At 67.7% G+C, this 22,964-nt stretch carries 20 protein-coding genes and 2 pseudogenes; 11 read left to right on the top strand and 11 right to left on the bottom strand.

Annotated elements, in window-relative coordinates; genetic code table 11:
• Positions 1-370 precede the first annotated feature (370 nt).
• On the top strand, positions 371-700 hold the full coding sequence (locus GRX66_RS05865; RefSeq protein WP_159525704.1) for an ArsR family transcriptional regulator: 330 nt from the start codon (positions 371-373) through the stop codon (positions 698-700).
• A gap of 100 nt (positions 701-800) precedes the next feature.
• On the opposite strand, the gene GRX66_RS05860 is transcribed toward GRX66_RS05865, so the two are convergent.
• The 3 genes from GRX66_RS05860 to nreA all read right to left on the bottom strand — a co-directional run bounded on the left by GRX66_RS05860 (position 801) and on the right by nreA (position 3,255).
• The gene (locus tag GRX66_RS05860; RefSeq protein ID WP_159525703.1) at positions 801-1,580 is read right to left on the bottom strand and encodes a CPBP family intramembrane glutamic endopeptidase; all 780 of its coding nucleotides are present in this window, start codon (positions 1,578-1,580) and stop codon (positions 801-803) included.
• A gap of 110 nt (positions 1,581-1,690) precedes the next feature.
• On the bottom strand, positions 1,691-1,915 hold the full coding sequence (locus GRX66_RS05855) for a preprotein translocase subunit TatA (RefSeq protein ID WP_159525702.1): 225 nt from the start codon (positions 1,913-1,915) through the stop codon (positions 1,691-1,693).
• A 74-nt stretch (positions 1,916-1,989) separates the two neighbouring features.
• Positions 1,990-3,255: a DNA repair protein NreA gene (gene nreA, locus GRX66_RS05850; protein ID WP_325063980.1), complete on the bottom strand. Its 1,266-nt coding sequence runs from the start codon at positions 3,253-3,255 to the stop codon at positions 1,990-1,992.
• A gap of 153 nt (positions 3,256-3,408) precedes the next feature.
• Between nreA and GRX66_RS05845 the strand changes: the two genes are divergently transcribed.
• The gene (locus tag GRX66_RS05845) at positions 3,409-3,549 is read left to right on the top strand and encodes a hypothetical protein (protein ID WP_159525701.1); all 141 of its coding nucleotides are present in this window, start codon (positions 3,409-3,411) and stop codon (positions 3,547-3,549) included.
• Positions 3,550-3,591: 42 nt separating this feature from the next.
• Here GRX66_RS05845 and GRX66_RS05840 read toward each other — a convergent pair whose 3' ends face one another.
• Positions 3,592-6,078, bottom strand: coding sequence for a DNA topoisomerase I (locus tag GRX66_RS05840; protein ID WP_325063979.1), 2,487 nt, complete (start codon positions 6,076-6,078; stop codon positions 3,592-3,594).
• 343 nt (positions 6,079-6,421) lie between these two features.
• On the opposite strand from GRX66_RS05840, the gene GRX66_RS05835 reads away from it, so the two are divergent.
• Entirely contained in the window at positions 6,422-6,778 is a 357-nt protein-coding gene (locus GRX66_RS05835) for a hypothetical protein (protein WP_159525700.1), read from the top strand.
• 23 nt (positions 6,779-6,801) lie between these two features.
• Here the strand turns inward: GRX66_RS05835 and GRX66_RS05830 are convergent, their stop codons facing one another.
• Complete coding sequence (locus GRX66_RS05830) at positions 6,802-7,209, bottom strand: GNAT family N-acetyltransferase (protein ID WP_159525699.1); 408 nt, start codon at positions 7,207-7,209, stop codon at positions 6,802-6,804.
• A gap of 63 nt (positions 7,210-7,272) precedes the next feature.
• Positions 7,273-8,754, bottom strand: coding sequence for an Asp-tRNA(Asn)/Glu-tRNA(Gln) amidotransferase subunit GatB (gatB, locus tag GRX66_RS05825; RefSeq protein ID WP_159525698.1), 1,482 nt, complete (start codon positions 8,752-8,754; stop codon positions 7,273-7,275).
• A gap of 157 nt (positions 8,755-8,911) precedes the next feature.
• On the opposite strand from gatB, the gene GRX66_RS05820 reads away from it, so the two are divergent.
• The 5 genes and pseudogenes from GRX66_RS05820 (at position 8,912) to GRX66_RS05800 (ending at position 14,628) form a co-directional block, all read left to right on the top strand.
• Entirely contained in the window at positions 8,912-9,262 is a 351-nt protein-coding gene (locus GRX66_RS05820; protein ID WP_159525697.1) for a helix-turn-helix domain-containing protein, read from the top strand.
• Entirely contained in the window at positions 9,259-9,576 is a 318-nt protein-coding gene (locus GRX66_RS05815) for a hypothetical protein (RefSeq protein WP_159525696.1), read from the top strand. Before GRX66_RS05820 ends, GRX66_RS05815 begins: the two co-directional genes overlap by 4 nt.
• Positions 9,577-9,656: 80 nt before the next feature.
• Complete coding sequence (locus tag GRX66_RS05810; protein ID WP_159525695.1) at positions 9,657-9,947, top strand: DUF7518 family protein; 291 nt, start codon at positions 9,657-9,659, stop codon at positions 9,945-9,947.
• Between the two features lie 18 nt (positions 9,948-9,965).
• A pseudogene (gene smc, locus GRX66_RS05805) lies at positions 9,966-13,537 on the top strand (chromosome segregation protein SMC).
• A 29-nt stretch (positions 13,538-13,566) separates the two neighbouring features.
• Positions 13,567-14,628, top strand: a complete 1,062-nt coding sequence (locus GRX66_RS05800) for a ScpA family protein (protein ID WP_325063978.1) — start codon at positions 13,567-13,569, stop codon at positions 14,626-14,628.
• Positions 14,629-14,688: 60 nt separating this feature from the next.
• Here GRX66_RS05800 and GRX66_RS05795 read toward each other — a convergent pair whose 3' ends face one another.
• From GRX66_RS05795 to GRX66_RS05780, 4 genes are all read right to left on the bottom strand, one after another.
• Complete coding sequence (locus GRX66_RS05795; RefSeq protein WP_159525694.1) at positions 14,689-15,411, bottom strand: DUF7504 family protein; 723 nt, start codon at positions 15,409-15,411, stop codon at positions 14,689-14,691.
• 270 nt (positions 15,412-15,681) lie between these two features.
• The gene (gene mtnP / locus GRX66_RS05790) at positions 15,682-16,536 is read right to left on the bottom strand and encodes an S-methyl-5'-thioadenosine phosphorylase (RefSeq protein ID WP_159525693.1); all 855 of its coding nucleotides are present in this window, start codon (positions 16,534-16,536) and stop codon (positions 15,682-15,684) included.
• A gap of 90 nt (positions 16,537-16,626) precedes the next feature.
• The gene (locus tag GRX66_RS05785) at positions 16,627-17,220 is read right to left on the bottom strand and encodes an HD domain-containing protein (RefSeq protein WP_159525692.1); all 594 of its coding nucleotides are present in this window, start codon (positions 17,218-17,220) and stop codon (positions 16,627-16,629) included.
• Positions 17,213-17,914, bottom strand: a complete 702-nt coding sequence (locus GRX66_RS05780) for a phosphoribosyltransferase (protein ID WP_159525691.1) — start codon at positions 17,912-17,914, stop codon at positions 17,213-17,215. Before GRX66_RS05780 ends, GRX66_RS05785 begins: the two co-directional genes overlap by 8 nt.
• A 131-nt stretch (positions 17,915-18,045) precedes the next feature.
• Between GRX66_RS05780 and GRX66_RS05775 the strand changes: the two genes are divergently transcribed.
• Together GRX66_RS05775 and GRX66_RS05770 are read left to right on the top strand one after the other, a co-directional pair.
• Positions 18,046-19,455, top strand: a complete 1,410-nt coding sequence (locus GRX66_RS05775; protein ID WP_159525690.1) for an alpha/beta fold hydrolase — start codon at positions 18,046-18,048, stop codon at positions 19,453-19,455.
• A 98-nt stretch (positions 19,456-19,553) separates the two neighbouring features.
• Positions 19,554-20,456 (top strand): annotated as a pseudogene (locus tag GRX66_RS05770) (PhzF family phenazine biosynthesis protein).
• 211 nt (positions 20,457-20,667) lie between these two features.
• On the opposite strand, the gene GRX66_RS05765 reads toward GRX66_RS05770, so the two are convergent.
• Positions 20,668-21,213, bottom strand: a complete 546-nt coding sequence (locus tag GRX66_RS05765) for a hypothetical protein (protein WP_233745336.1) — start codon at positions 21,211-21,213, stop codon at positions 20,668-20,670.
• Between the two features lie 164 nt (positions 21,214-21,377).
• Here GRX66_RS05765 and ppsA point away from each other — a divergent pair.
• A partial coding sequence (gene ppsA, locus GRX66_RS05760) for a phosphoenolpyruvate synthase (protein WP_159525689.1) occupies positions 21,378-22,964 on the top strand: 1,587 nt, incomplete at its 3' end.

Genomic DNA, 22,964 nt, shown 5'->3' with positions numbered 1-22,964 from the left:
GTCACCGACGCCGCGGGCGGCTCGGCGGGCGACGTGAGCGGCGAACCGGCGGTGGCGGACGGCGGCGACGAGTGCGACAACGAGTCATTCGACTGGCAGGCGTGACCGGAGCGTTGCCGTTCGACTGCCAGACGTATCCGGCGGCGCTCCCGTCGGAGTGGCAGTCGGTAGAGGGCGGGCCAATCACCCCCGCCTCGTGGGCTAAACTAGCCCGCAGTAGCGGCCCCAAGTGGTGTGGCCCGAGCCGGTCCGTGTGAAACTGGCGACTCACCAGCCAGTGCGTCCCCGGTTGTTTGTCACCCGATTAATCAAAAGAACTCGCAGGCGGAAAGTGTTGTGTAATTATACACTTCTGGACCCTGTATCGAACATGCAGGACTCGAGGGAGGAAGTCCATTTCGACGACGTGTTGGACGTGCTGGCGAACGTTCAGCGACGGTCACTACTACTGTCGCTGCTCGAACACAACCCCCAGGACGACACGCCCGTCGTCGTTCCCGGGTCCAGCGAGGACAACGACGCCGTCGAACAACTGGTGTCGATGCACCACGTCCACCTCCCCAAACTCGCCGACGACGGGTTCATCGAGTGGAACCGCGAGCACCACCAGGTGACGACGGGGCCGAACTTCGACGAAATCCGGCCGCTCCTGGAGCTACTGACGGGCCACGAAGACGAACTCCCGGACGGGTGGCTGTAACCCCCGTCCCCGGGTACTCTGGCTGGCTCCGCCGCAGGGATTGCGGGCAGGCGACTACACAACCGCAGCATTCCTGGCAGTCGACCGAAGTCGCCGATCCTCAGACACCGAGTAGCGCCGCCGCCTCCGACGCCGTCTCCGGCGCGTACTTCACGACGACGTACATCAGTCCGAACAGCGTCGCGTTGTAGAACCCGTGGGCGAGCGCGGGGACCGCGAGGTTCTGTCGTTTCTCGTAGAGGTACCCGAACACGATGCTCGGCACGAACAGGATGCTGATCGTGATGGCGGCCGCGGCGGGGCCGCCCGACAGCGCGAAGATGTGCAGCGGCGCGAACGCGGCCGACGCCAGCAGGATGGACGGCCACGCGCCGAACTGTTCCCGCAGCCGGGTCTGGATGACCCCCCGGAACAGCAGTTCCTCGCCCGGGCCGATGAGCAGGATCTGGAGGACGGCCAGGTACGGGATGATCTCCGGGTTCGCCAGCGCGGTGGTCGCACCCGTGTTCTGTGCGGGTTCAGTGGAGAACACCGTGATGAGCGCCCCGCCGATGACGTTCGCGGCGACGAACGCGAACACGAACCCGCCGACCACGTACGCGATGTCGCGGAGGTCCGGCGCCGCGACGGGGATGTACTCCCACGACAGGCCGCGTCGGCGCACGTACAGCCACGCGGTCACCGGGAACGCGATTCCCTGCAGCGCGATCATCGAGATGCCGAGCGCGGCGACGTCGTCGACTTCTGCGCCGAAGGCGGCGGTGTAGACGCCCGAGACGACGAAGCCAGCGGGCAACACGAGCACGAAACCGAGGAGGGCGAGACCGAAGGCGACGAGGACCGCGCGCAGTCGCGGCCGGCCGGCAGTGTCCGAACTCATGACTCCGGATTAGTGGGCGGCGGCGAAAAAGACACGGGCTCCGGCACCGGGGAACCCGAGTTCCACGGGCGCCCAACGGTTGCGACAGCGGGCGCGAACCCACGCGATGGTCAGGGGTCGTCGTTGAACTCCCTCTCAGCGAGTTTCGACTCCAGTTCGTCGACTCTGGCTTCGAGTTCCGCCACCCGATCGGCGTCGTCGGCGCTGGACGACCCCACCACTTCGCGGCCGAGAACGACGGCCGCGTACACGACTCCCGCCAGGAGCACGAACATCGCGACAATCACCGCGAGTTCCATCAGACCAGGGAGGCCGCTGGCTGCGAGGACCGGCATACCCGACAGTACGCAAACCGACATGATAAGTATCACGACCCCACGAGGGTCGGAACCCTGGCCGTGAGCGACGCTCAGCCCCACTCGGAGAGGTCGCTTTGCACGCCCGAGACCATGCTTGACTTCCGCCGGAGGTCGGCGAGTGACACGGGAAGGTGGTCGGACACCTCGCGGACCGCGCCGTGGAACGACTCCGCCTGCCCGGGTTCGGTGTCGAAGGCGTTCCGGACGCTCTCCCGGACCTGCCAGACGCCGACGGGAGCCCAGTAGTCGTCGCTGACCTCCCGGAGAACGAGGGCTTTCGCCTGCCGGCCGACGCTATCGAGATGTTCCAGCACGCCCAGGCGCGCGGCGTAGTACGCGCCCGCCGTCTCGTCGACGTACCCCGTGCGGCCCTCGTACCCCTCGCTGGCCGACCCCATCCAGATGTCGTCGTTGGGGTCCGGGTTCCAGATGCTGCCCGGCGCCTTCATCTCCACGAGTTCGTACTCCCACTGGCCGGGCGCCAGCACCACCCAGTAGCGGTTGCCCATGTACTCGTTGACGTGGACTGTCACCTGGTTCACGCTCGGGTTGTCCCGGATCTTCCCGCGGAGGAACTGGCCGACGGTGTCGTCGACGGCCGTGATCGACCACCGCGTCGGGACGAGGCGGCGGTGCTCGGACTGCCCGAGCGCGCCCACCGAGAGCACGCGATTGATCTCGTAGACGTCCAGGCCACGGCGGTAGAGGTACGTCATCGCGCCCTCCGCCGCCCAGTCGTCGTCCTCCAGGGTCTTCTCGACGTACCGCGGCACGTGGGGGTTCTCCGTGAGGTCCGCGGACTCCGCGGTGGCGTTCGGGCCCGACGGCGCGTTCGCGACCGGGTTCGTGTACTCAGACGGGTCGAAGTCGGGGGTGTCCGAGAGCCCGATTTCGACGTCCACGGGCCGGTCGGCCATCGCCACCTCGCGCTGTGTGCCGACGAACCCGTCCCAGACGTCGTGGACGTTCACGTTCGCGGCGCGCCGCGAGTTCAGCAGGCCGGTCCGGTACTGGAGGACGTTGCCGATGTCGAGGCCGCGCTGGTACCACTCGCCGCTCGTCGCGAACTCCTCCGGGTCGGCGTCCCCCGCCACCGGCGAGAGGATGCCCGCGGAGACGTTCGGGTACGACGACCGCCCGACGAACACGGAGGGCGCCGTCGCGCCGACCAGCGAGTCGCCCTGCACCGCGGACTCGATGCCCGACTCGACGTCGTCGAGGTAGTCCAGGATCTCGTAGGACTTCTCGTCGGCGAGGCGCCGCCGCTCGGCGGCCTCGTCCGGCTGGAGTCCCTCGATGTAGTCGTCGAGACGCACACTCGAGACTTACGCGGGCGGGCACTTACTCGCTTCGCCGCACTACGTTGCCTCCACCACACCATCTTCGTCCAGCGGCCCTGGGCTGCCGTGTCAGCGGTAGTCAGCCGGTCCGGAATCTATTTTCCCTAGCATTGCGTGTTATTATCTAGCATGAGGTCTCTCGACCGGCTCCTTCGACGCCTCACCACCGACTCGACCACGACGTTCGTCTGCGGCGTCTGCACGGCCGAGTACGAGCGCCGGCGCCCGAACTGTCCGGCCTGCGGGAGCACCGATATCAGAGAAATCTGACCACCGCCACCGACCTGCCCATCAGCCGCAAGGTTCGCGCGTTCAGTCCGCCTGCGCCTGCCACTCGCGGACGTTCTCCTCGCTGACGCCCGACACCTCCTCCGCGAGCGCTTCCGCGTCCGCGGACGCCATGTCGCCGACCGTCTCGACGCCCGCCGCCTCGAGTTTCTCGGCGGTCGCCGGGCCGATGCCGTTCAGCGCTTCGAGGCCGCGCTGGCGCTGTCGTTGCTGGTACTCCTCGTAGTTGCAGATGGGGCAGCCGAGTTCCCACGGCTCGTCTTCGCCCTCGTCGCGCACGACGAGTTCCGGGAGATCGTGCTCGTCGCAGTACTCGTCGGTCACCTCGATGTCGCCGCGGCGCGGCAATGGCAGCGAGTACTCGCAGTCCGGGTAGCGAGTACACCCGACGAGCCGACTCCCCGTCTGGAGCTGCTTGATTGCGAGTTCGCCGCCCTCCTCGTCACCGCAGTCGGGACACGCGCCGATGACGCGGTCCTCGCTCTCGTCGGCTTCCTCCGCGGCGCACAGCGGGCAGCCGTGGACGAACGTATCCCGGCCGGCGAGCATCTTCACCTCGTGGAGGTCGTGCTCGTCGCACGTCTCCTCGAGGACGAGCGGTTCGCCAGTCGACGGCAGCGGCAGCGTAAACCGACACTCGGGGTAGCCGTCACAGCCCACGAAGTACGACCCCGTGCGGGACCGCCGCACGAGCAGCGTGTCCCCGCAGTCCGGACACGGGCCCAGAGTTTTGTCCGCTTTCAGGCTGTCCCGGAGGTGCTCGCCGATCTCGTTGCGGGAGTCGGTGAGTTCGTCGAACACGCGGTCGAGCATCTCGCGGGACTCCTCGGTCACCTCCGCGAGCGTCTTCCCGCCGTCCGCGATGGCGGTCATGTCCGCCTCCAGTTCGCTGGTCATCTGCTCGCTCACAACGAGGTCCGCGTACTCCTCGGCGGCCTCCACCACCGCCTTCGCGAGCGTCGTCGGCCGCGGCGGGTCGCCCTCGATGTACCCGCGGTCGTAGAGCTTCTCGAGGGTGTTGTGGCGCGTGGACTTCGTGCCGATGCCCATCGACTCCATCGTCTCGATGAGGCGGCTCTGCCCGTATCGGCGCGGCGGCTGGGTCTGTTTGGCTTCCAGGCGGGCGTCGGAGAGCGCGAGTTCGTCGCCCTCGTCGACGTCCGGGACGAAGTTCTCGCTCGTGTTGAAGTACGGGTAGACCTCGTGGTAGCCCGCCTTCACGAGGCGCTTCCCGTTGGCCTTCAGGGATTCGCCGTCGGCGTCCGCGACCACGCGGAGGTGCTCCCAGACGGCGTTCTCCGCGACCGTCGCGAAGAACCGCCGCACGACGAGTTCGTACACCTCCCACTCGTCCTCGGAGAGCTTGTTCCGATCCGGGAAGTCCGGCGTCGGATGGATCGGCGGGTGGTCGGTCGTCTCCTCGTCTCCTTCCGTCGGCGACAGGCTGTCCTGGTCGAGCAGCGACTCGGCGTCGTCGCCAAACACCGTGTTCGCGAACTCGCCGAGCAGTTCGCGCTCGTCCAGGTCGTCGGGGTAGACGGTGTTGTCCGTCCGCGGGTACGTGATGTAGCCGGCCGTGTAGAGGTCCTCCGCGATGCTCATCGCGCGCCCCGCGGAGTACCCCAGCGACCCCGCCGCACGGATGAACTGCGTGGTGTTGAACGGCGCGGGCGGGTCGTCGCTACGGGTGCGCCGCGACACCGACTGGACGACGGCCTCGCCGGCCTCCCGCAGCGTCTCGAAGGCGGCTTCCGCGTCGTCCTCGTTCCAGACGCGCTCGGCCTCGTTGCCGTCCTCGTCCTCGTAGAAGTACTGCGCCTCGAATTCGGTGCTGTTCTTCTCGAGGTCCGCGAACAGCTCCCAGTAGTCGTCGGGCTCGAAGGCCTCGATCTCGCGCTCCTTGTCGACGATGAGCTTCAGCGTCGGCGACTGCACGCGGCCGACGGAGATGAAGTCCTCGCCCATCTGGCGCGCGGACAGCGACAGGAACCGCGTCAGCGCCGCGCCCCAGACGAGGTCGATGATCTGGCGGGCTTCCCCCGCGGCAGCCAGGTCGAAGTCGATGTCGTCGGGGTCCGCGAACGCCGACCGCACCTCGTTCTCCGTGATGGATGAGAAGCGCACCCGCTGGACGGGCACCTCGTCGTTGACCTCGCGGACGAGTTCGTACGCCTCCTTCCCGATGAGTTCGCCCTCGCGGTCGTAGTCAGTCGCGATCACGACGTTGTCGGCCTCGCGGGCGAGCCGCTGGAGGGCGTTCACGATGTCCTCCTGAGTCGGCTCCTTCACGACGTCGGCGTGCACGAGTTCGGCGGGTTCGACGTCCCGCCAGTCGGAGTACTCCGGCGGGAAGTCCATCCCGACGACGTGCCCCGACAGCCCGATGCAGCGGCGGCCGCCCCACTCGTAGACGTTCACCCCAGCGGTCGTACTGGTGGTTGCGCCACCCTCCGAGAGGATGTCGGCGATGCGTCGCGCGGCGTTGTTCTTCTCAGTGACGATGAGTTCCACGGTGTACCTCCACCGGCAGCGGTGGTCGTTGGAGGTGCTACGCTACAACCGTGGGTAAAGATTTCGGGAGCGAAAACCGCCAGCAAGCACGGGGACAAGGCGCGTGCGTACGCCGCGCTCGTGCTCGCGAGTCGATGTGTAGGAGTCCCCCGCCCGAAGTATTGCGTAGGAGCCCCCGGCCCGAGGCGTTGTGTAGGAGCCCCCGGCCCGAGGCGTTGTGTAGGAGCCCCGGAACGGGGTGTGGGAATACGCGACCCGATGTCTCCCGGTCGCGACGGTTCGGCCCAGCGCAGTGCGACACGGAGTCCGTACTACTATGACAGCGACTGGTGAAGACGCTATCGTGAATCAACGCTCGTTGACCCAGTGGCTCGGTGCAGCGCTGCTCGTGGCTGCCGTCGGCGCGCTCGTCGTCAGCGGCGTGCCGCCACTCCTCCTCGGCGTCCAGATGGGGTTGCTCGCCGTCGCCGGCGTGCTGTTCTTCGCAGCCGGCGTCGTTGACGGCGTCCGCTGGGGACTGCTCGCCGGCCTCGGGAATATCGCGCTCGGAGCGTCTCTCCTGGTCAACGGACTCGGCACCGCCTCCGCCGCGGACGGCAGCCTGTTTCACACTGGCGTGCTCGTCGTCGCCGGCGGGTCGCTCGCGCTGTTGGGCGTGCTGTACGTCATCGACCACGACGCCATCGACACCGAGCTCTGACGGCCCCCGGCGGTGAGGGCGGCCTACGTTGCCCGGTAGAACATCCCCTTCGACGCGGGGCGCGTCTCCTCGAACCCCCACTGCTCGTAGAACCCGTCGACGTCCGCCATCAGGTTCACGTACGCGTTCTCGGGCGCGTGCTCCGCGACGTACGCCATAATCGCGTCCATCATCCGGGAGCCGAGTCCCCGGCGCTGGTGGTCCGGGTGGACGGCCATGTCGCAGATGTGGTAGACGGAGCCTCCGTCTCCGACGATGCGTGCCATCCCGACGACGTCGCCGCTGGACACCTCGACGACCGTGACGCCGTAGACGGAGTTCGGGAGCCCGCGCTCGACGCCCTCCCGGGACCGTTCGGACATGCCCGCGGCGTCGCGCAACGCCTGGAACTGCTGGACGGTCGGCAGTTCCTCGCGGAGTTCGTAGCGCATACTGGTCGGTCTCGTGACGCGATAGAAAGACGTGGCGGTCCGCGTCGAAACCGAGCCGACCGGCTACTCGAGTGCGTCGCGCAGCAGTTCGTTGACCTGGCCGGGGTCGGCGCTCCCGCCGGTCTTCTGCATCACCTGCCCGACGAGGAAGTTCAGCGCGCCGCCCTCGCCCGCGTGGTAGTCCTCGACTGCGTCGGGGTTCTCCTCGATTGCGTCCTCGACGGCTGCTTCGACCGCCCCGCCAGTCGTTTTCCCGAGGGCCTCGCGTTCGACGATTTCGTCGGGGTTGCGGCCCTCGTCGAGCAGCTGCCGGAGGACGACTTCCTCGGCGTTCTTCGCGGTGATCTCGTCCTCGGCGACGAGCTCGATGAGGCGCTCGAACTCGTCGAAGCGCTCCGCGACGTCGCTCACGTCGAGGTCGCGGTAGTTCAGTTCGCCGAGGATGTTGTCCGCGACCCACGTCGCCGCGAGGCCGGAGTCGTACTCGTCGGCCATCTCCTCGAAGAGGTCCGCGACCGCCTTCCGCGACGTGAGCTTCGACGCCGTTTCGGCGCCGAGGTCGTATTCCTCGCGGAAGCGCACGCGGCGCGCGTCCGGGAGTTCCGGAATCGGAATCTTCGCTTTCCAGTCCGAGACCTCCAGCGGCGGAATGTCCGCCTCCCGGAAGTACCGGTAGTCCTTCTCCTCCTCCTTCGAGCGCATCGAGACGGTGATGCCGCGGGCCTCGTCCCAGTGGCGGGTCTCCTGTTCGACCTCGCGGCCGCGCTGGATCTGGTTTCGCTGGCGTGTGATCTCGTAGGCGAGGGCTTTCTCGGCGGCCTTGTGACTGGAGATGTTCTTCACTTCCGTGCGGTTCGCTGTCTCGAGCACGTCGTCGCTGACCTCGCCGCCGGACCCCACTTCATCGGCGTCGACCATCGAGATGTTCGCGTCCACGCGCAGGCTGCCGTCGCGCTCAGCGTCGAAGATTCCGAGATATTCGAGGACGTCAGTGAGTTTCGCGAGGAACGCCCGCACCTCGTCGGCGTCCCGGAAGTCCGGGCGCGTGACGATTTCCATCAGCGGCGTGCCCGCGCGGTTGTAGTCCACGAGCGTGTAGTCGGCCGTGTCGATGCTGCCGCCGACGTGCTGGAGGCTTCCCGGGTCCTCCTCGAGGTGCGCGCGCTCGATGCCGATCGTGCGGCGCTCGTCCTCGACGGCGACGTCGAGGTGGCCGTCCTGGCAGACCGGCGCGTCGTACTGCGTGATCTGGAAGCCCTTCGGGAGGTCGGGGTAGAAGTAGTTCTTCCGGTGGAAGCGCGTGCGCTCGGGGATGTCGGCGTCGATGGCCTTCCCGAGTTTGACCGCGGCCTCCACCGCGCCCTCGTTCAACACCGGGAGCGCGCCCGGCAGGCCGAGACAGACCGGACACGTGTGGGTGTTCGGCTCCGCGTCCCCCGTGTCCGTCGAACACCCACAGAAGATCTTGGTGTCCGTCTCGAGTTGCACGTGGACCTCCAGGCCGATGACGGCCGCGAGGTCCCGCTCCTGGACTTGCTGGCTCATTGCATCCGGGTTCGGGGCACGGTGATGAAAGCATTACGTCTGCGTGCCCGCGAACGTCCGGCGCTCGCGGCGCGACGCGCCGCGGCGCCCGGTGGCGCGTTCCGCGACTCGCAGACTGCGGCCAGCGCTTTTAGGTAGCGCGATTGAAACGACGGCCGTGAGCGATGCACCGCCGCCCGACGACGCCCTCGCGTTGCTCGGGGACGAGTACGCGCGCGCCATCCTCATCGCCACGACGACCGAACCCATGACAGCGCCCACAGTCGCCGCGGAAATCGACGCCGCGGAATCGACCGTCTACGATCGCATCGCGGACCTCCAGGACGCGGGCTTCCTCACGGAAGTCACGCGCACCGACGACGACGGCAACCACTACGCCGAGTACCGCGCGCGCCTCGAACGCCTCGCCGTCCGCGTCACCCCGGACGGCTTCCAGGCCACCGTCGACTACGCGGACCGCGACGAGGCCGCCGAACGCCTGCGCGCGCTCTGGAGGGACGTCAAATGAGCACGCACCAGACGCTCGTCTGGGTGAACTCCGGACTCGGTTTGCTCGGACTACTGGCGACGCTGTTCCTCGCCGGGAAGTCGTTCGTCGCGTACCGCCAGCACGGCGACCGGTCGATGCTGCTGTTCGGCGCCGGACTGCTGTTGCTACTCGTCGCGCCCACCGTGGTCGCACTCGGGTGGGGAACGGTCGTCCGGCCGGCGCTGGGGGACTCGGTCCACGTCACGCCGAGACTGCTCGTCGAAATCGTCGAACAGGTGTTCCGACTCGCCGGCCTCGCGGCGCTCGTCGCGTCCCTGTACGTCCGCGAGTGACCGCGTACGCGACCGCAGGCGGCGAGTGTCTGACGCTCGTCCGACCCAGACTTATACGCCTCGCGCCCCGTTCACAAGCCATGACTGAGGACAGCGAGCGCGTCGCGGAACTCAAGGGGCGCGTCGAGGAACTGGAAGCGACCGTGCGCGGACTGACCGAGGAACTGGTCGACGCCAGCGAACGCATCCGGATGCTGGAGGAGGAACTCGACCACTCGCCGAGCACCGAGGAACTCCGGGAAGCCCACGAGCGGCCGGTCGGAGAAGCCGCCGACGACGCCGCCGCGGAGGGAGGCGAAGCGACTAAGAGTGCGGGCAGTGACGGGGACGACAACGACGAGTCGGAGATCGACGACATCATCGTCGCGTAACCGGACTCCCCGCCCCCCATGTACATAGAGGAAATCGTCCTCGAGAACTTCAAGAGTTTCGCAGGTACCACGAGGATACCGTTCTACGAGGATTTCACGACCATCAGCGGACCGAACGGCTCCGGGAAGTCGAACATCATCGACGCCGTGCTGTTCGCGCTGGGTCTGGCCCGCACGTCGGGGATGCGGGCGGAGAAACTCACTGACCTCATCTACAATCCGAGCCACGAGGGCGACGACGAAACCACGGGCCCGCGGGAGGCGAGCGTGGAAGTCGTGTTGAACAACGCCGAGGGCGCGCTGTCGCGCTCGCAGGTGGAGGCCGCCGCCGGCTCCGACAAGGTCGGCGACGTCGACACCATCACGGTGAAGCGCCGCGTGAAGCGCACGGACGACAACTACTACTCGTACTACTACCTGAACGGCCGCTCGGTGAACCTCTCGGACATCCGGGACTTACTCGCGCAAGCGGGCGTCGCGCCGGAGGGATACAACGTCGTGATGCAGGGCGACGTCACCGGCATCATCAACATGACGGCGGGCGAGCGCCGCGAGATCATCGACGAAATCGCGGGCGCGCGGAGTTCGACGCGAAGAAGGCCGACGCGTTCGAGGAACTGGAGGTCGTCGAGGAGCGCATCAACGAGGCCGACCTCCGCATCGAGGAGAAGCGCGAGCGGCTGGACCAACTACAGGACGAGCGGGAGACCGCACTCGAGTACAAGGGGCTCCGCGAGGAGAAACAGGAGTACGAGAGCTACGCGAAGGCCGCCGAACTCGAGGAGAAGCGCGAGGACCTCGACGCGACCCGCGGGGACATCGCCGAGCGCGAGGACGAACTCGCGGAGCTACAGGAGGAACTCGACGACCGACGCGGCGTCGTGTTGCGCCTCGAGGAGGACCTGGAGGACCTGAACGCGGAGATCGAGCGGAAGGGCGAGGACGAACAGCTCGCCATCAAGCGCGAGATGGAGGAGATCAAGGGCGACATCTCGCGGCTCGAGGACAAGGTCGAGGCCTGCGAGGATCGCATCGAGGACGCGGAGAACGAGCGCCGCCAGTCGTTCGTGGAGATCGACCGCAAGCAGGAGCAGATAGAGGAACTTGAGGGCGACATCAAGGACCTGAAAGTGGAGAAGGCGTCCGTGAAGGCGGACATCCAGGAGCGGGAAGTCGAACTGGCGGACGTCCAGGAAGAGATCGAGTCCGTGGACACGGAGTTCGACGAACTGAAAGCCGACCTCGCGGAGAAGAAAGAGCAACTGGAGGCCGCGAAGAGCGAGCGCAACGACCTCCAGCGCGAGCAGGACCGCCTGCTGGACGAGGCAAAGCGCCGCTCGAAGGCCGTCGAGGACGCGAAAGACGACCTCTCGGCGGCCCGCGACCGGCTGCCGGAACTGGACGCGGAACTCGAGGACTTAGCGGACGAACTGACGAAAGCCAAGCGCAACCGCGAGCAGATCGTCGACGTCGTCGAGGACCTCAAGCAGGAGAAGCGCGAGCGCCAGGACGACCTGGACGACGTGGAGGACGACCTCTCGGCGGCCCAGGAGGAGTACGCGCGCCTGGAGGCGCAGGCCGACCAGTCCGGCGATAGCTCCTACGGGAAGGCGGTGTCGACGATTCTGAACAGCGACGTCGACGGCGTTCACGGTACGGTCGCCCAACTGGGCGGCGTCGGCGAGCAGTACGCGACCGCCTGCGAGACGGCGGCCGGCGGCCGCCTGGCGAACGTCGTGGTGGACGACGACGGCGTCGGCCAGCGCTGCATCGAGTACCTCAAACAGCGCAACGCCGGCCGCGCGACCTTCCTCCCCATCACGAAGATGCAGAACCGGTCGCTGCCGAGCGCGCCAGGCGTCCCGGGCGTCGTGGACTTCGCGTACAACCTCGTGGACTTCGACGAACAGTACGCGCCCATCTTCTCGTACGTCCTCGGGGACACCCTGGTCGTGGAGAACATGGAGACCGCCCGCGACCTGATGGGGGACTTCCGGCTGGTGACGCTGTCCGGCGAACTGATCGAGAAGTCCGGCGCGATGACCGGCGGGAGCCGGTCGGGGTCGCGGTACTCGTTCTCGAAGTCCGGCAAGGGCCAACTGGAGCGGGTGGCCGAGCGCATCCAGCGCCTCGAGGACGAGCGCGCGGACATCCGGGATGACGTCCGCGAAATCGACGACCGCCTGGAGGACGCCCGCGACCGACGGCAGGACGCCAGCGAGCAGGTGCAGTCCATCCAGAACGACATCGAGCAGGCCGAGAGCGACCGCGAGGACGCCGAAGAGCGCATCGACGAACTTGAAGAGCGCATCGACGAACTGCAGGCCGAACGCGAGGAGGTCGACGAGGAGATGCAGGCCATCGAGTCCGACATCGCGGCCAAGCAGGACGACATCGCGGAGCTGAACGCCGACATCGAGGACCTGGAGACGGAACTAGCGGACTCCCGCATCCCGGAGCTCACCGCACAGAAAGAGGACATCGAGGCGACCATCTCTGACCTCGAGGACCGCGTCGACGAGGTGGACGGCGAACTGAACAGCCTCCAGCTGGAGAAGGAGTACGCCGAGGACGCCGTCGAGGACCTCCACGACGACATCGAGGCCGCGCAGAACAGGAAGGCCGAGCAGGAGGAACGAATCGGCGAGCTGGAGGACGACATCGAAGCCAAGCAGGAGACGCTGGCCGAGAAGGAGGACGCCGTCGCGGAACTCGAGGAGGAGCTCGCGGAACTGAAAGGCGAACGCGAGGACCTCAAGACCGAGCTGCGCGAGGCCAAGGACGCCCGGGACGAGCAAGCCAACGAAGTCGAGAAGGTCGAGAATCGCCTGAACAGCCTGCGGAAGGCCGAGTCGCGGCTCAGCGAGGAGATCGAGGACCTGGAGGAGGCGGTCGGCGACTACGACCCCGAGGAGGTCCCGGACCTCGCGGAGGTCGAGCAGAACGTCGCGCGCCTCGAGCGCCGCATGGAGGCCCTGGAGCCGGTGAACATGCTGGCCATCGAGGAGTACGACGACGTCGAGGCGGACCTCGAGGAACTCGAGGACAAGCGCGGGACGCTCGTGGAGGAACGCGACGGCATCCAGGAGCGCATCGACACGTACGACAAACAGAAGAAGTCGACGTTCATGGACGCCTTCGAGGCCATCAACGACCAGTTCCAGCGCATCTTCTCGCGGCTGTCCGCGGGCACCGGGGAACTCGAACTGGAGGACCCCGAGGATCCCTTCGATGGCGGACTGACGATGAAGGCCCAGCCGGCGGACAAGCCCGTACAGCGTTTGGATGCGATGAGCGGCGGGGAGAAGTCGCTGACCGCGCTGGCGTTCATCTTCGGCATCCAGCGGCACAACCCGGCGCCGTTCTACGCGCTGGACGAAGTGGACGCGTTCCTCGACGCGGTGAACGCCGACCGGGTCGGCGAGCTCGTGGACGAACTGGCGGGGGACGCGCAGTTCGTCGTGGTCAGCCATCGCTCGGCGATGCTGGACCGCTCGGAGCGCGCCATCGGCGTGACGATGCAGGAGGACAACCGCAGCGTCGTGACGGGCATCGACCTGTCGGCGCAGGGGGCGGTCGCGAATGACTGAGCCTGGCTGCCGGTCCGGGGTGAGCGGGCGTGACTGACGACGACATTCCGTTGGACATCACGGGCCACGAGGAGCGGAAGGCGGAACGCGAAGGCGGCGGGGCCGACCAGGACGTGGAGAGCGCAGATAACGCCGAAAGCGCCGAACCAGACGGCGGCGTCGCGGCCGGTGCGACCAAGGCCGGTGGTGACGACGGCGCCGCGGACAGCGGGACGACCGACACCGAGACGCCGGACACCGCGGCGGAACTGATCGCGGAGTCGCCCGCGGAACCGGAACCCGATCCGGAGGACGAGGTCGAACCCGTCGAGTTGCTCGTGCAGCTCGCGAAGAACGGCGAAATCGAGCCGTGGGACATCGACATCGTCGCGGTGACGGACAAGTTCCTGGAAGCGCTCGACGAGGCCGACCTGCGGACGTCCGGCCGAGCGCTGTTCTACGCGAGCGTCCTGCTGCGCATGAAAAGCGACGTGATGCTGGACGTCGGCGAGGACGAACCCGATGAGGAGGACGAGTTCGACCGCGAGCCCTGGGAGGCGCCGCCCGCGGAGATGAACGAGGACGGACAGCCGGCCTACGACCCCGTGAACGCGCTCGAACACGAGATGGACCGCCGCCTGGAGCGCAAGCACGCTCGCGGCAACCCCGAGACCCTCGAAGAGCTCGTGCGGGACCTCCGGGACGCCGAGCGCGGGTCGTGGTGGAAGGAGTCCCGGAGCTACGACACCTCCGACTCCCCGACCGGGTTCCGGCGCGGCGTCCAGGAACTGGACTACCACTCTGGGGACGAGTTCCGGATGGACGACGAACCCACCGCGGAGGAGGCGCTCGGGAACGCCCACGCGGAGGACATCGAGGCCACCATCGCGGACGTCCGCGAGGTCCTCGACGACAAGTACGACGGCGGCCGCACGGAGGTTCTCTACGAGGAGATCGCGGGCGCCGGCGGGTCGCGCGTCCAGACGTTCCTGGCGTTGCTGTTCCTCGCGCACCGCGGCGCGCTCACGCTCGAACAGGACGAACTGTTCGGCGACCTCTGGGTGTGCGAGAACGTCGAAGCGGAGGACCCCGAGCCGGCGCCCGCCGACTGACTATTCGCCGAACGGCTATTCGCCGAACGACGGGGTCTTCGAGGTGAGCAGCGACCGCGTTCAGAACTCGAACCAGTCGGTGACGCGGCCGGACTCGTGGAGCGTCCAGCGCTGGCGTGTCGTCCCGGGGCTGCTCGTGTCGATGGACAGCGTCGCACCGAACAGCGGTTCGAACGTGGCGAGCAGGTCGTCGTCGGCCCCAGCTGACACGTGGAAGTGGCCCATGCCGTCGTCTTCGCGGACGGCGCTCGTCAGGATGTGGAGGAACCTGAACAGCCCCTCCTCGGTCACGTCGCCGGCCGCTGCAGCCTGGAAGAACGGGTCGAGGCTGTCCACGCAGAGCCTGACCTCCCCGGGGCTCTCGGCGTCCGCGCCGACGCGGTCGAGGGCGTCCCTGGTCGCGGCGGTCAGTGCTTCGAAGTCGGTGAAGTCGTCGACGCGGTCGTACCACGCCCCGTGCGTGGACGACAGCGTGCCGGAGAACGCGCCGTCCGACTGCGCGGACGCCGCGGCGGCCGACCGCGTCCCGTGTTCGGGGGTGGCGTCGACGACGCCGAGCGTCGAAGCGTCGGTGCGACGGGGGCTGTGGCGGTCGAGAACGGTGGAGACGTCCGATGACGTCGAGAGGAACACGTGGCGGCGGTCGAGTTCGGGCGCGCCGAGCAGTCGCTCGCAGGCTGGCCCGCGGCCCGCAGCGTCGCTGACGACGAGGACGTTACACCCGTCGCGTTTCAGTGCTGCGAGCTCGTTCGAGAACGCTTCGACGTCCGCGTGTTCCCCCATAGTACAGTGTTACAAACGTGAGAGTAGTATTTACATTTTGGGTATGTTGGGGCGAATCTTACGATAATATTCGTACTCAGAAACGAACGCTCCCGGGTCGACCAGCGATTGTGAGCGGGCGGACTGGACCGGGTCGCGCAGACCGGCTGCCGGGACACGGACGGCAGCAACTCACTCAGCGACCGGCCGCTGCTCCAATCAGAGATGGTCGCTACCCGGCACAGCACCAGAGTTGGTCGCTACCCGGCACAGCGGTGGTCGTCGCCCCGTTCAGAGGTAGTCGCCGACGAGCGCGTCCACGCGCTCCCGCGTGTCCTCGGGGACGGCCTCGGTCGGCGTGTTGACGGTACCCTCGAGGGCGTGCCCGCAGTCGCAGTCTCGCTCCTCGGGCAGCGTCTCGATGGCGTGCTCGACGGTCCGCTTGATCGCCGTCTCGTTCTCCGCGGCGTTCTCCAGGACCTCCTCGAGGGTGACCTCGCTGTCCTGCTTCCAGACGTCGTAGTCCGTGACACCCGCCACCGTCGCGTAACACATCTCCGCTTCCCGCGCGAGTTTCGCCTCGGGGATGGCGGTCATGCCGACGAGGTCCCAGCCCTGGCTCTTGTAGAACTCCGACTCGGCGCGCGTAGAGTACTGCGGGCCCTCGATGCAGACGTACGTGCCGCCCTCCTGGGTCTTCGCGTCCGTCGCCTCGCTGGCGGCCTCGTGGAGGTGTTCGACCATGTGCCGGCAGTAGGGGTCCGCGAACGGCTGGTGGACGACGATGCCGTCGCCGAAGAACGTCGAGTCGCGGTGTTTCGTCCGGTCGAAAATCTGGTCCGGCACCACGAGCGTCTGCGGCGGCAACTCCTCCCTGAGGCTGCCGACGGCGTTCGACGCGAGGATGCGCTCGACGCCGAGTTCCTTGAGCGCGTAGATGTTCGCCTTGTACGGGAGGTTCGTCGGGGAGCGCTGGTGGTCGGGGCCGTGCCGCGGCAGGAACGCCACCTCGGTCCCCGTGTCGCCGAACTCGCCGACCGTCACTGGTGCGCTCGGGTCGCCGAACGGCGTCGACACCTCCACTTCGCTCACGTTGTTCAGCGGGAGCGCCTCGTAGATGCCCGAGCCACCGATGAAGCCGATCATGTGACGACGTGGTGGGGCGACATACCTAAACGATGCGCTCCGCGTCGCGGGCGGCGACACCAGTCCGCTGGCCCGAGAACCGAGCCGCCGTCAGGGTTTCTCGGCGTCGTAGACCGCTCGTACGCGCTCGTAGAGGTCGCGGCCGACCCCGGTACTGAATTTGCCGTCCGCGGTGGCGAAGAACTCGTCGAGGCGGTCGTACTCGGTGAACGCGGCGTCAGCGTCGGCGTCGTAGCGGCGCTCCTGCTCGTAGTACAGCGCCTGCACGCACATGTCCACGAGGTCCATGTCCTTCACGAACCGGGCTTCCGGGGAGTCGCGGCGCTCGTATGCGTCCCAGTCGTCGAAGAGGTCGTCGCCGAGCGCCGCGGCCAGCGACTCGACCGTCTGTCGCTCACGGCGCTCCTTCTCTTCGGGAGACACGTCTGGCTGGTGGTTCGGGTCGGCGCGCGTCGGTACGTCCCCGAGTTCGGCCTCCCCGACGTCGTGGAGGACGGCGAGGCGGAGCGCGCGGTCCGCGTCCACACCCGCGTCGCCGGCGTACGCGAGTGTCAACAGCGCTACGCCCCAGGAGTGGCCGGCGACGGACTCGGGGTCGTCGACGTTCCGGAGTTCCCAGCCGGTCCGCCCCTCGTCCTTCAGTCGGTAGGCCGTGAGGAGTGCGTCGACGTCGGGGTCAGGCATCGACGCGGAGCTTCCACTCGTCGCTGCCCGCCTTCACGAGGACGTCCCGGCGCACCATCTCCTCGAGGACTTCGTCGAGCCGGTCGGGCTGAGCGATCTCCATCCCGATTCGGTCGATGCCGTGGTAGGAAGCCAGCAGGTCCCGGAGCTCATCGCGCGTGTACGGGCCGTCGTCGTCTTTCTCCATGACCCCGGAGAGCAGGTCGACCATGTCCTCGATGAAGTTCCACGGGTAGACGACCCACGTCCAGTCCTCGAGGTACTCGCCGACGTAGTTCGGGTCGAACTCGCTGGTGCCCAGCAACTGGAGGGTGGCCGTCCGGATCTCGTTTGCCGACCGGTCCTGGACGTACTCGTGGGCTCGCTGGATGGAGCCGCCGGTGTCCGCGATGTCGTCGATGATGAGGACGTTCTTGTCCTCGACGGAGCCCTCGGGCATCGGGTACCGGATCTCGGGTTCGCCGGACTTCTCGGCGGTGCCGACGTAGTGTTCCATCTTGAGGCTCGTCAGGTCGTCGAGGCCGAGGAAGTCACACAGGCAGCGACCGGCGAACCAGCCGCCGCGCGCCAGCGCGACCACGACGTCCGGCTCGAACTCGGACTCCTTGACCTCGTCGCTGACGTCGCGACAGAGACCGTAGATGTACTCCCAGTTGGTGATAGTGCACTTGAACTCGTCCGGGAGGTCGCTCATTGCGTATTGGGAGTCGCACACGTCGCTACTTAACGGTTTACAGGCGGGGCCGAGGTCGCGGAACGTGTCACCGTCGTTGCCGAATCCGGGTTCTGGAAACCTTCAAGTCCGACTACCGCCATCCACCAGACATGTCCCCGAAGCGACTGGACGACCGGTCCGGCCGGACCCGAAGGCGCGTTCTCCAGTCCGCGGGCGCGACGGCGATCGCCGCGCTCGCCGGCTGCTCCAGTGGGAGCGACGGAGCGACGACCAGCGACGAGACGACGGCCGGTACGACCGCCGAGGTGACAGCCACCGAGACGACGGCAACCGAGACCCGACAGACGACTACCGACCCGGCGGCCCAGCGCGAGCGGGCAATCAAACTCGTGCAGCGCCTCGGAGGCGGCGAGTACGAGACGGCGTTCGAGATGCTCTCGGCGAACGTCCGGAGCCAGTATTCGGCGTCTCGACTACAGTCCGACTGGGAGCAGACGGTCGGCGACTTCGGGCGCTTCGAGGGGATTTCGGGGACGACCCGGGACCCCGTAGGCGGATACGACAGGGTAGTGGTCCAGGCGCAGTTCGAGGCCGGCGTGCTCGGCGTGCAGGTCGTCTTCGACGGGACGGCGATCGAAGGTCTCCAGTTCGTGCCGCTCCAGCAAGCGTACTCGCCGCCCGGGTACGCCGACCAGTCCGCCTTCGAGGAGCGAGAGTTGTCGCTGCAGTCGCCCGCCTGCGACCTCGGCGCGGTATTGACGACGCCGACGGACGGCTCGGACGCGGGCGTCGTGCTCGTGCACGGCTCCGGACCCAACGACCGCGACGAGACGATCGGTCCGAACAAGCCGTTCAAGGACCTCGCGTGGGGGTTGGCGACCGAGGGGGTGACGGTGCTGCGGTACGACAAGCGCACGTACGCCTGCGACGTGGCGACCGCCGACCTCGGGTTCGACGCGCTGGTCGTCGACGACGCACTGACCGCGCTCGGCCGCCTGCGCGACGAGACAGGCGTCTCGCGGACGGCCGTCGTCGGGCACAGCCTCGGTGCGTACGCAGCGCCGAAAATCGCCAAGAAGGACGGCGGCGCGGACGCGTTCCTGCTGGCCGCGGCCTCGCGCCCGCTGTACGAACTCGTCCCGGAGCAACTGCGGTATCTCGCCCAACTCGACGGCGAGACGACGGACGCGGAGCGCGAGCGCATCGAGCAGGCGGAGACGACCGCCCAGCGACTCGCCAGCGGCGACTACGAGGACGGCGGATTCGACTGGGGCGCGTCGTTCTGGCGGGACGTCGCCGACTACGAACCGGTGGCAACGGCGGAATCGCTGTCCGCGGACGTCTACGCTCTGCAGGGCGGCCGCGACTACCAGGTCAGCCCCGAACGGGACTTTCCGGCGTGGCGGGACGCGCTCGGCGACGACTACACGCGCCGCTACGAGAGCCTGAACCACCTGTTCATCGCGGGCGAGGGTGAGCCGAATCCGAACGAGTACTTCGAACCCGGGAGCGTCGACGAAGCCGTCGTCTCGGACCTCGCCGGCTGGCTGGCCGAGTGAGCGAAGAACGCGCTGGCCGGGGGTGCCGCGACCCCACACCGGGCGACCCCACACCGGGAAGGAAAACACGCAACACCAGGGAGCGTGAACGCGGGAGCATGACAGAGACGCGGGCGCTGCTCGTGGACGCGTTCACGGGCGAGCCGTGTGCGGGGAACGCGGCGGGCGTCGTGCCCGACGCGGAGGGGTTGACCGACGACCAGATGCAGGCCGTGGCGGCGGAACTGGGCGCCAGCGAGACGGCGTTCGTGCGGGAGAGCGCGGACGCCGACCGGCGGCTCCGGTACTTCACGCCGACCACCGAGATCGACCTCTGCGGGCACGCGACCGTCGCGAGTCACGCGCACCTGTTCGCCGACGGCCGCATCGACGCGGGCGAACACACCCTGGAGACGAACGTCGGCGTGCTCGACGTCGAGGTGACTGCCGACGGCACGGTCTGGATCGACCACGAACGCCGTCCGAGGTCGGAGCGACGTCGCTAGAGCGCTCGCTGACGCGACCGGCCTGTCAAAGGAGGCGCTGCGCGGCGCGAGCGACGACCTGCCGCTGGCGGTGGCGTCCACGGGGCTGCCGTTCCTCGTCGCGCCGGTGACGTACCTCTCGGACCTCGGCGCCGCCAATCCGGACTTCGACGCCGTGGAAGCGCTCGCCGAGCAGGTCGACGCGACGGGCGTCTACGCGTTCTCCTTCGACACCCTGGACGGCGACGCGACGCTCCACGGTCGCGCGTGGGTGCCGGGCGCGGGCGTCGAGGAGGACCCCGTCACCGGCACCGCCAGCGGCGCGACGGCGCGTACCTCGACCACTTCGATGCGTTCGGCGGGGACATCGACGACGAGATGGTGTTCGAGCAGGGGCACTTCGTCGACCGACCGGGGCGCGTCCGCGTTCGCGTCAACGACGGCGACGCACCCCGTGTGGGCGGGACGGCCGTCGAGACGCACGACGGCACCTTCCGGGTTCCCGCGGCGGAAAGCGACGACATCCTCGAAGCCTGAGGCCCAGAGGGGAGCCGAGAGCAGAGAGGGCGCAATGGAAGCACCGGAGAGTGGGAAAGTGAAGTGGCAGAGACGGCGCAATGGAAGCAGCAGAGAATGCAGAACCGGGACGCGACCTGGGGCAGACGCTGAGCCTGAACCCACATAGCAGGGCGTGAACCCTCAGATCGGGTCGTACGCCCGCAGACGCGGGCTCGTCGGCGCCCGCGCGTTACTTCTCGGCGCCCGAATCGGTGGACGGTTCGGCGGGTTCGAACTCCGTCTCGGATGCGACCGACTCGGAACCCCCGGTGGACTCGGCCGTGCTTTCGCTGTCTGTCCTCCCGGACGACTCAGTCCTGCTCGCGGACGTACTCGAATTCGAGAAGTCGTAGGGCTCGTCCTCGCGGAGCTTCCTGAGTTCGCGGTTCGCGGACTGCAGTTCCGTCTGCATGTCCGAGAGCCGGTCGTCGACGACGCTGACGATGTCGCTTTTGACGCGCTGGGTGTCGAACGTGTCCGCGAGCGCTTCCTCGTTGGCCGCGGTCAGCGTCTTGTACAGCGCCCACGCCTTCCCGAAGCGGTAGACCGCGAGGCCGACGACCGCAAGCACGAGCCCCGGGATCAGCGCGGAGAGCATCGCCTGCGGCGTCTCCGTTTCGAGTACCGGCTGGCTCAGGTAGGCGCCCGCGGCGACAAACCCGAGTCCCACCACCGCGAACAGGGTCGTGATCAGGAAGTACTTGCTGGAGTGTACGGCAGCGCGTTTCGCGTCCATGCCCGGGGGGATGTAAGCCGGCGATTAAAAACCTCCGCCCGGACGACCCGCGACGTCGACCGCCAGCCTCGGGCAAATCTGTACTCGAAATCGAGTTTGGAAATACTTGCGGGAGAGGGGTTCGCAATCTACTTATGCGGCTTACTGGTGTATTTACCTGCCACATGGCTGTACGCTGGCTGGAGGACATACGAGCCGACGACATCGAGAGTGTCGGCGGCAAGGGCGCGTCGCTCGGCGAGCTCACGGACGCCGGGCTGCCCGTCCCGCCGGGCTTCGTCGTGACCGCCGGAACCTACCGGCGGTTCATCGAGAACGCGGGTATCGACGACGAACTGTTCGACGCGGTCGACGTCGACCCCGAGGATTCCGGCGCGCTCGCAGACGCCGAAGCCGCCGCCAAGGACCTCATTCTGAACACGGAACTTCCCGAGGAAATCCGCGATGGCATCCTCTCGTCGTACGACGAACTCGACGACGGGACGGCCTTCGTCGCAGTTCGGTCGTCCGCGACCGCCGAGGACCTGCCGGACGCGAGTTTCGCCGGTCAACAGGAGACGTTCCTGAACATCACGCGCGAGGACCTCATCGACCGCGTGAAGCGCTGCTGGGCGTCCCTGTTCACGCAGCGCGCCATCTACTACCGCGAGGAACAGGGCTTCGAACACCGCAAGGTCGACATCGCGGTGGTCGTCCAGAAGATGGTCGACGCCGAGAAGTCCGGCGTGATGTTCACGAGTCACCCCTCGACGGGCGCCCACGAAGCCATCATCGAGGCGGCGTGGGGGCTCGGCGAAGCCGTCGTCTCCGGGGCCGTGTCGCCGGACAACTACCACGTCGACCGGGACAGCGGCGAAGTCGAGGATGTCGCCGTCGCTGACAAGAAAGTGATGCACGTCCGCGACGAGGACACCGGGGAGACCGTCGAACGCGAGGTCCCCGACGAGCGCCGCGAACGCCGCGTGCTCTCCGACGAGGAGATCAAAGCCCTCGTCACCATCGGGGAACGCGTCGAAGACCACTACGGCGAACCGCAGGACGTCGAATGGGCGATGACGGACGGCGACATCTACATGCTGCAGTCCCGCCCGATCACCACCATCAACGAGGACGAAGACATGACCGAAACCACCGAGGAAAGCGGCGAGGAACTCGTGAAGGGACTCGGCGCCAGCCCCGGCATCGCGTCCGGGCCGGCGCGCGTCGTCACCAAACTCGACCAGCTCGACAAGGTCGGCGAGGGCGACATCATCGTCACAGAGATGACGACGCCCGACATGGTGCCCGCGATGAAGCGCGCGGCCGGCATCGTCACGGACGAGGGCGGGATGACGAGCCACGCGGCCATCGTCTCCCGCGAACTCGGCTGTCCGGCCGTCGTCGGCGCGTCCGACGCCACCGACACGCTCCACGACGACCAGATCATCACGCTGGACGGCGACCGCGGCACCGTCACCGAGGGCCGCACGGAGCCGGAGGAGGAACGCCAGCCCATCGAGGAAGCGCGCCCGAAGACCCCAGTGAAGCCGATGACCGCCACCGAAGTCAAGGTCAACGTCTCCATCCCGGAGGCCGCCGAACGCGCCGCCGCGACCGGCGCCGACGGCGTCGGCCTGCTCCGCACGGAGCACATGATCCTGTCCACGAACAAGACGCCCGAACGCTACATCGACGACCACGGCGAACGCGCCTACATCGACGAACTCGTGCAGGGCGTCCGCACCGTCGCCGAGGAGTTCTACCCGCGGCCC

Origin of the sequence: Halobacterium bonnevillei (assembly GCF_009831555.1) — an archaeon.
Taxonomy (GTDB): domain Archaea; phylum Halobacteriota; class Halobacteria; order Halobacteriales; family Halobacteriaceae; genus Halobacterium; species Halobacterium bonnevillei.
The sequence above is the reverse complement of the archived record's forward strand: the minus strand, read 5'-3'. Positions and strand labels throughout refer to the sequence as shown.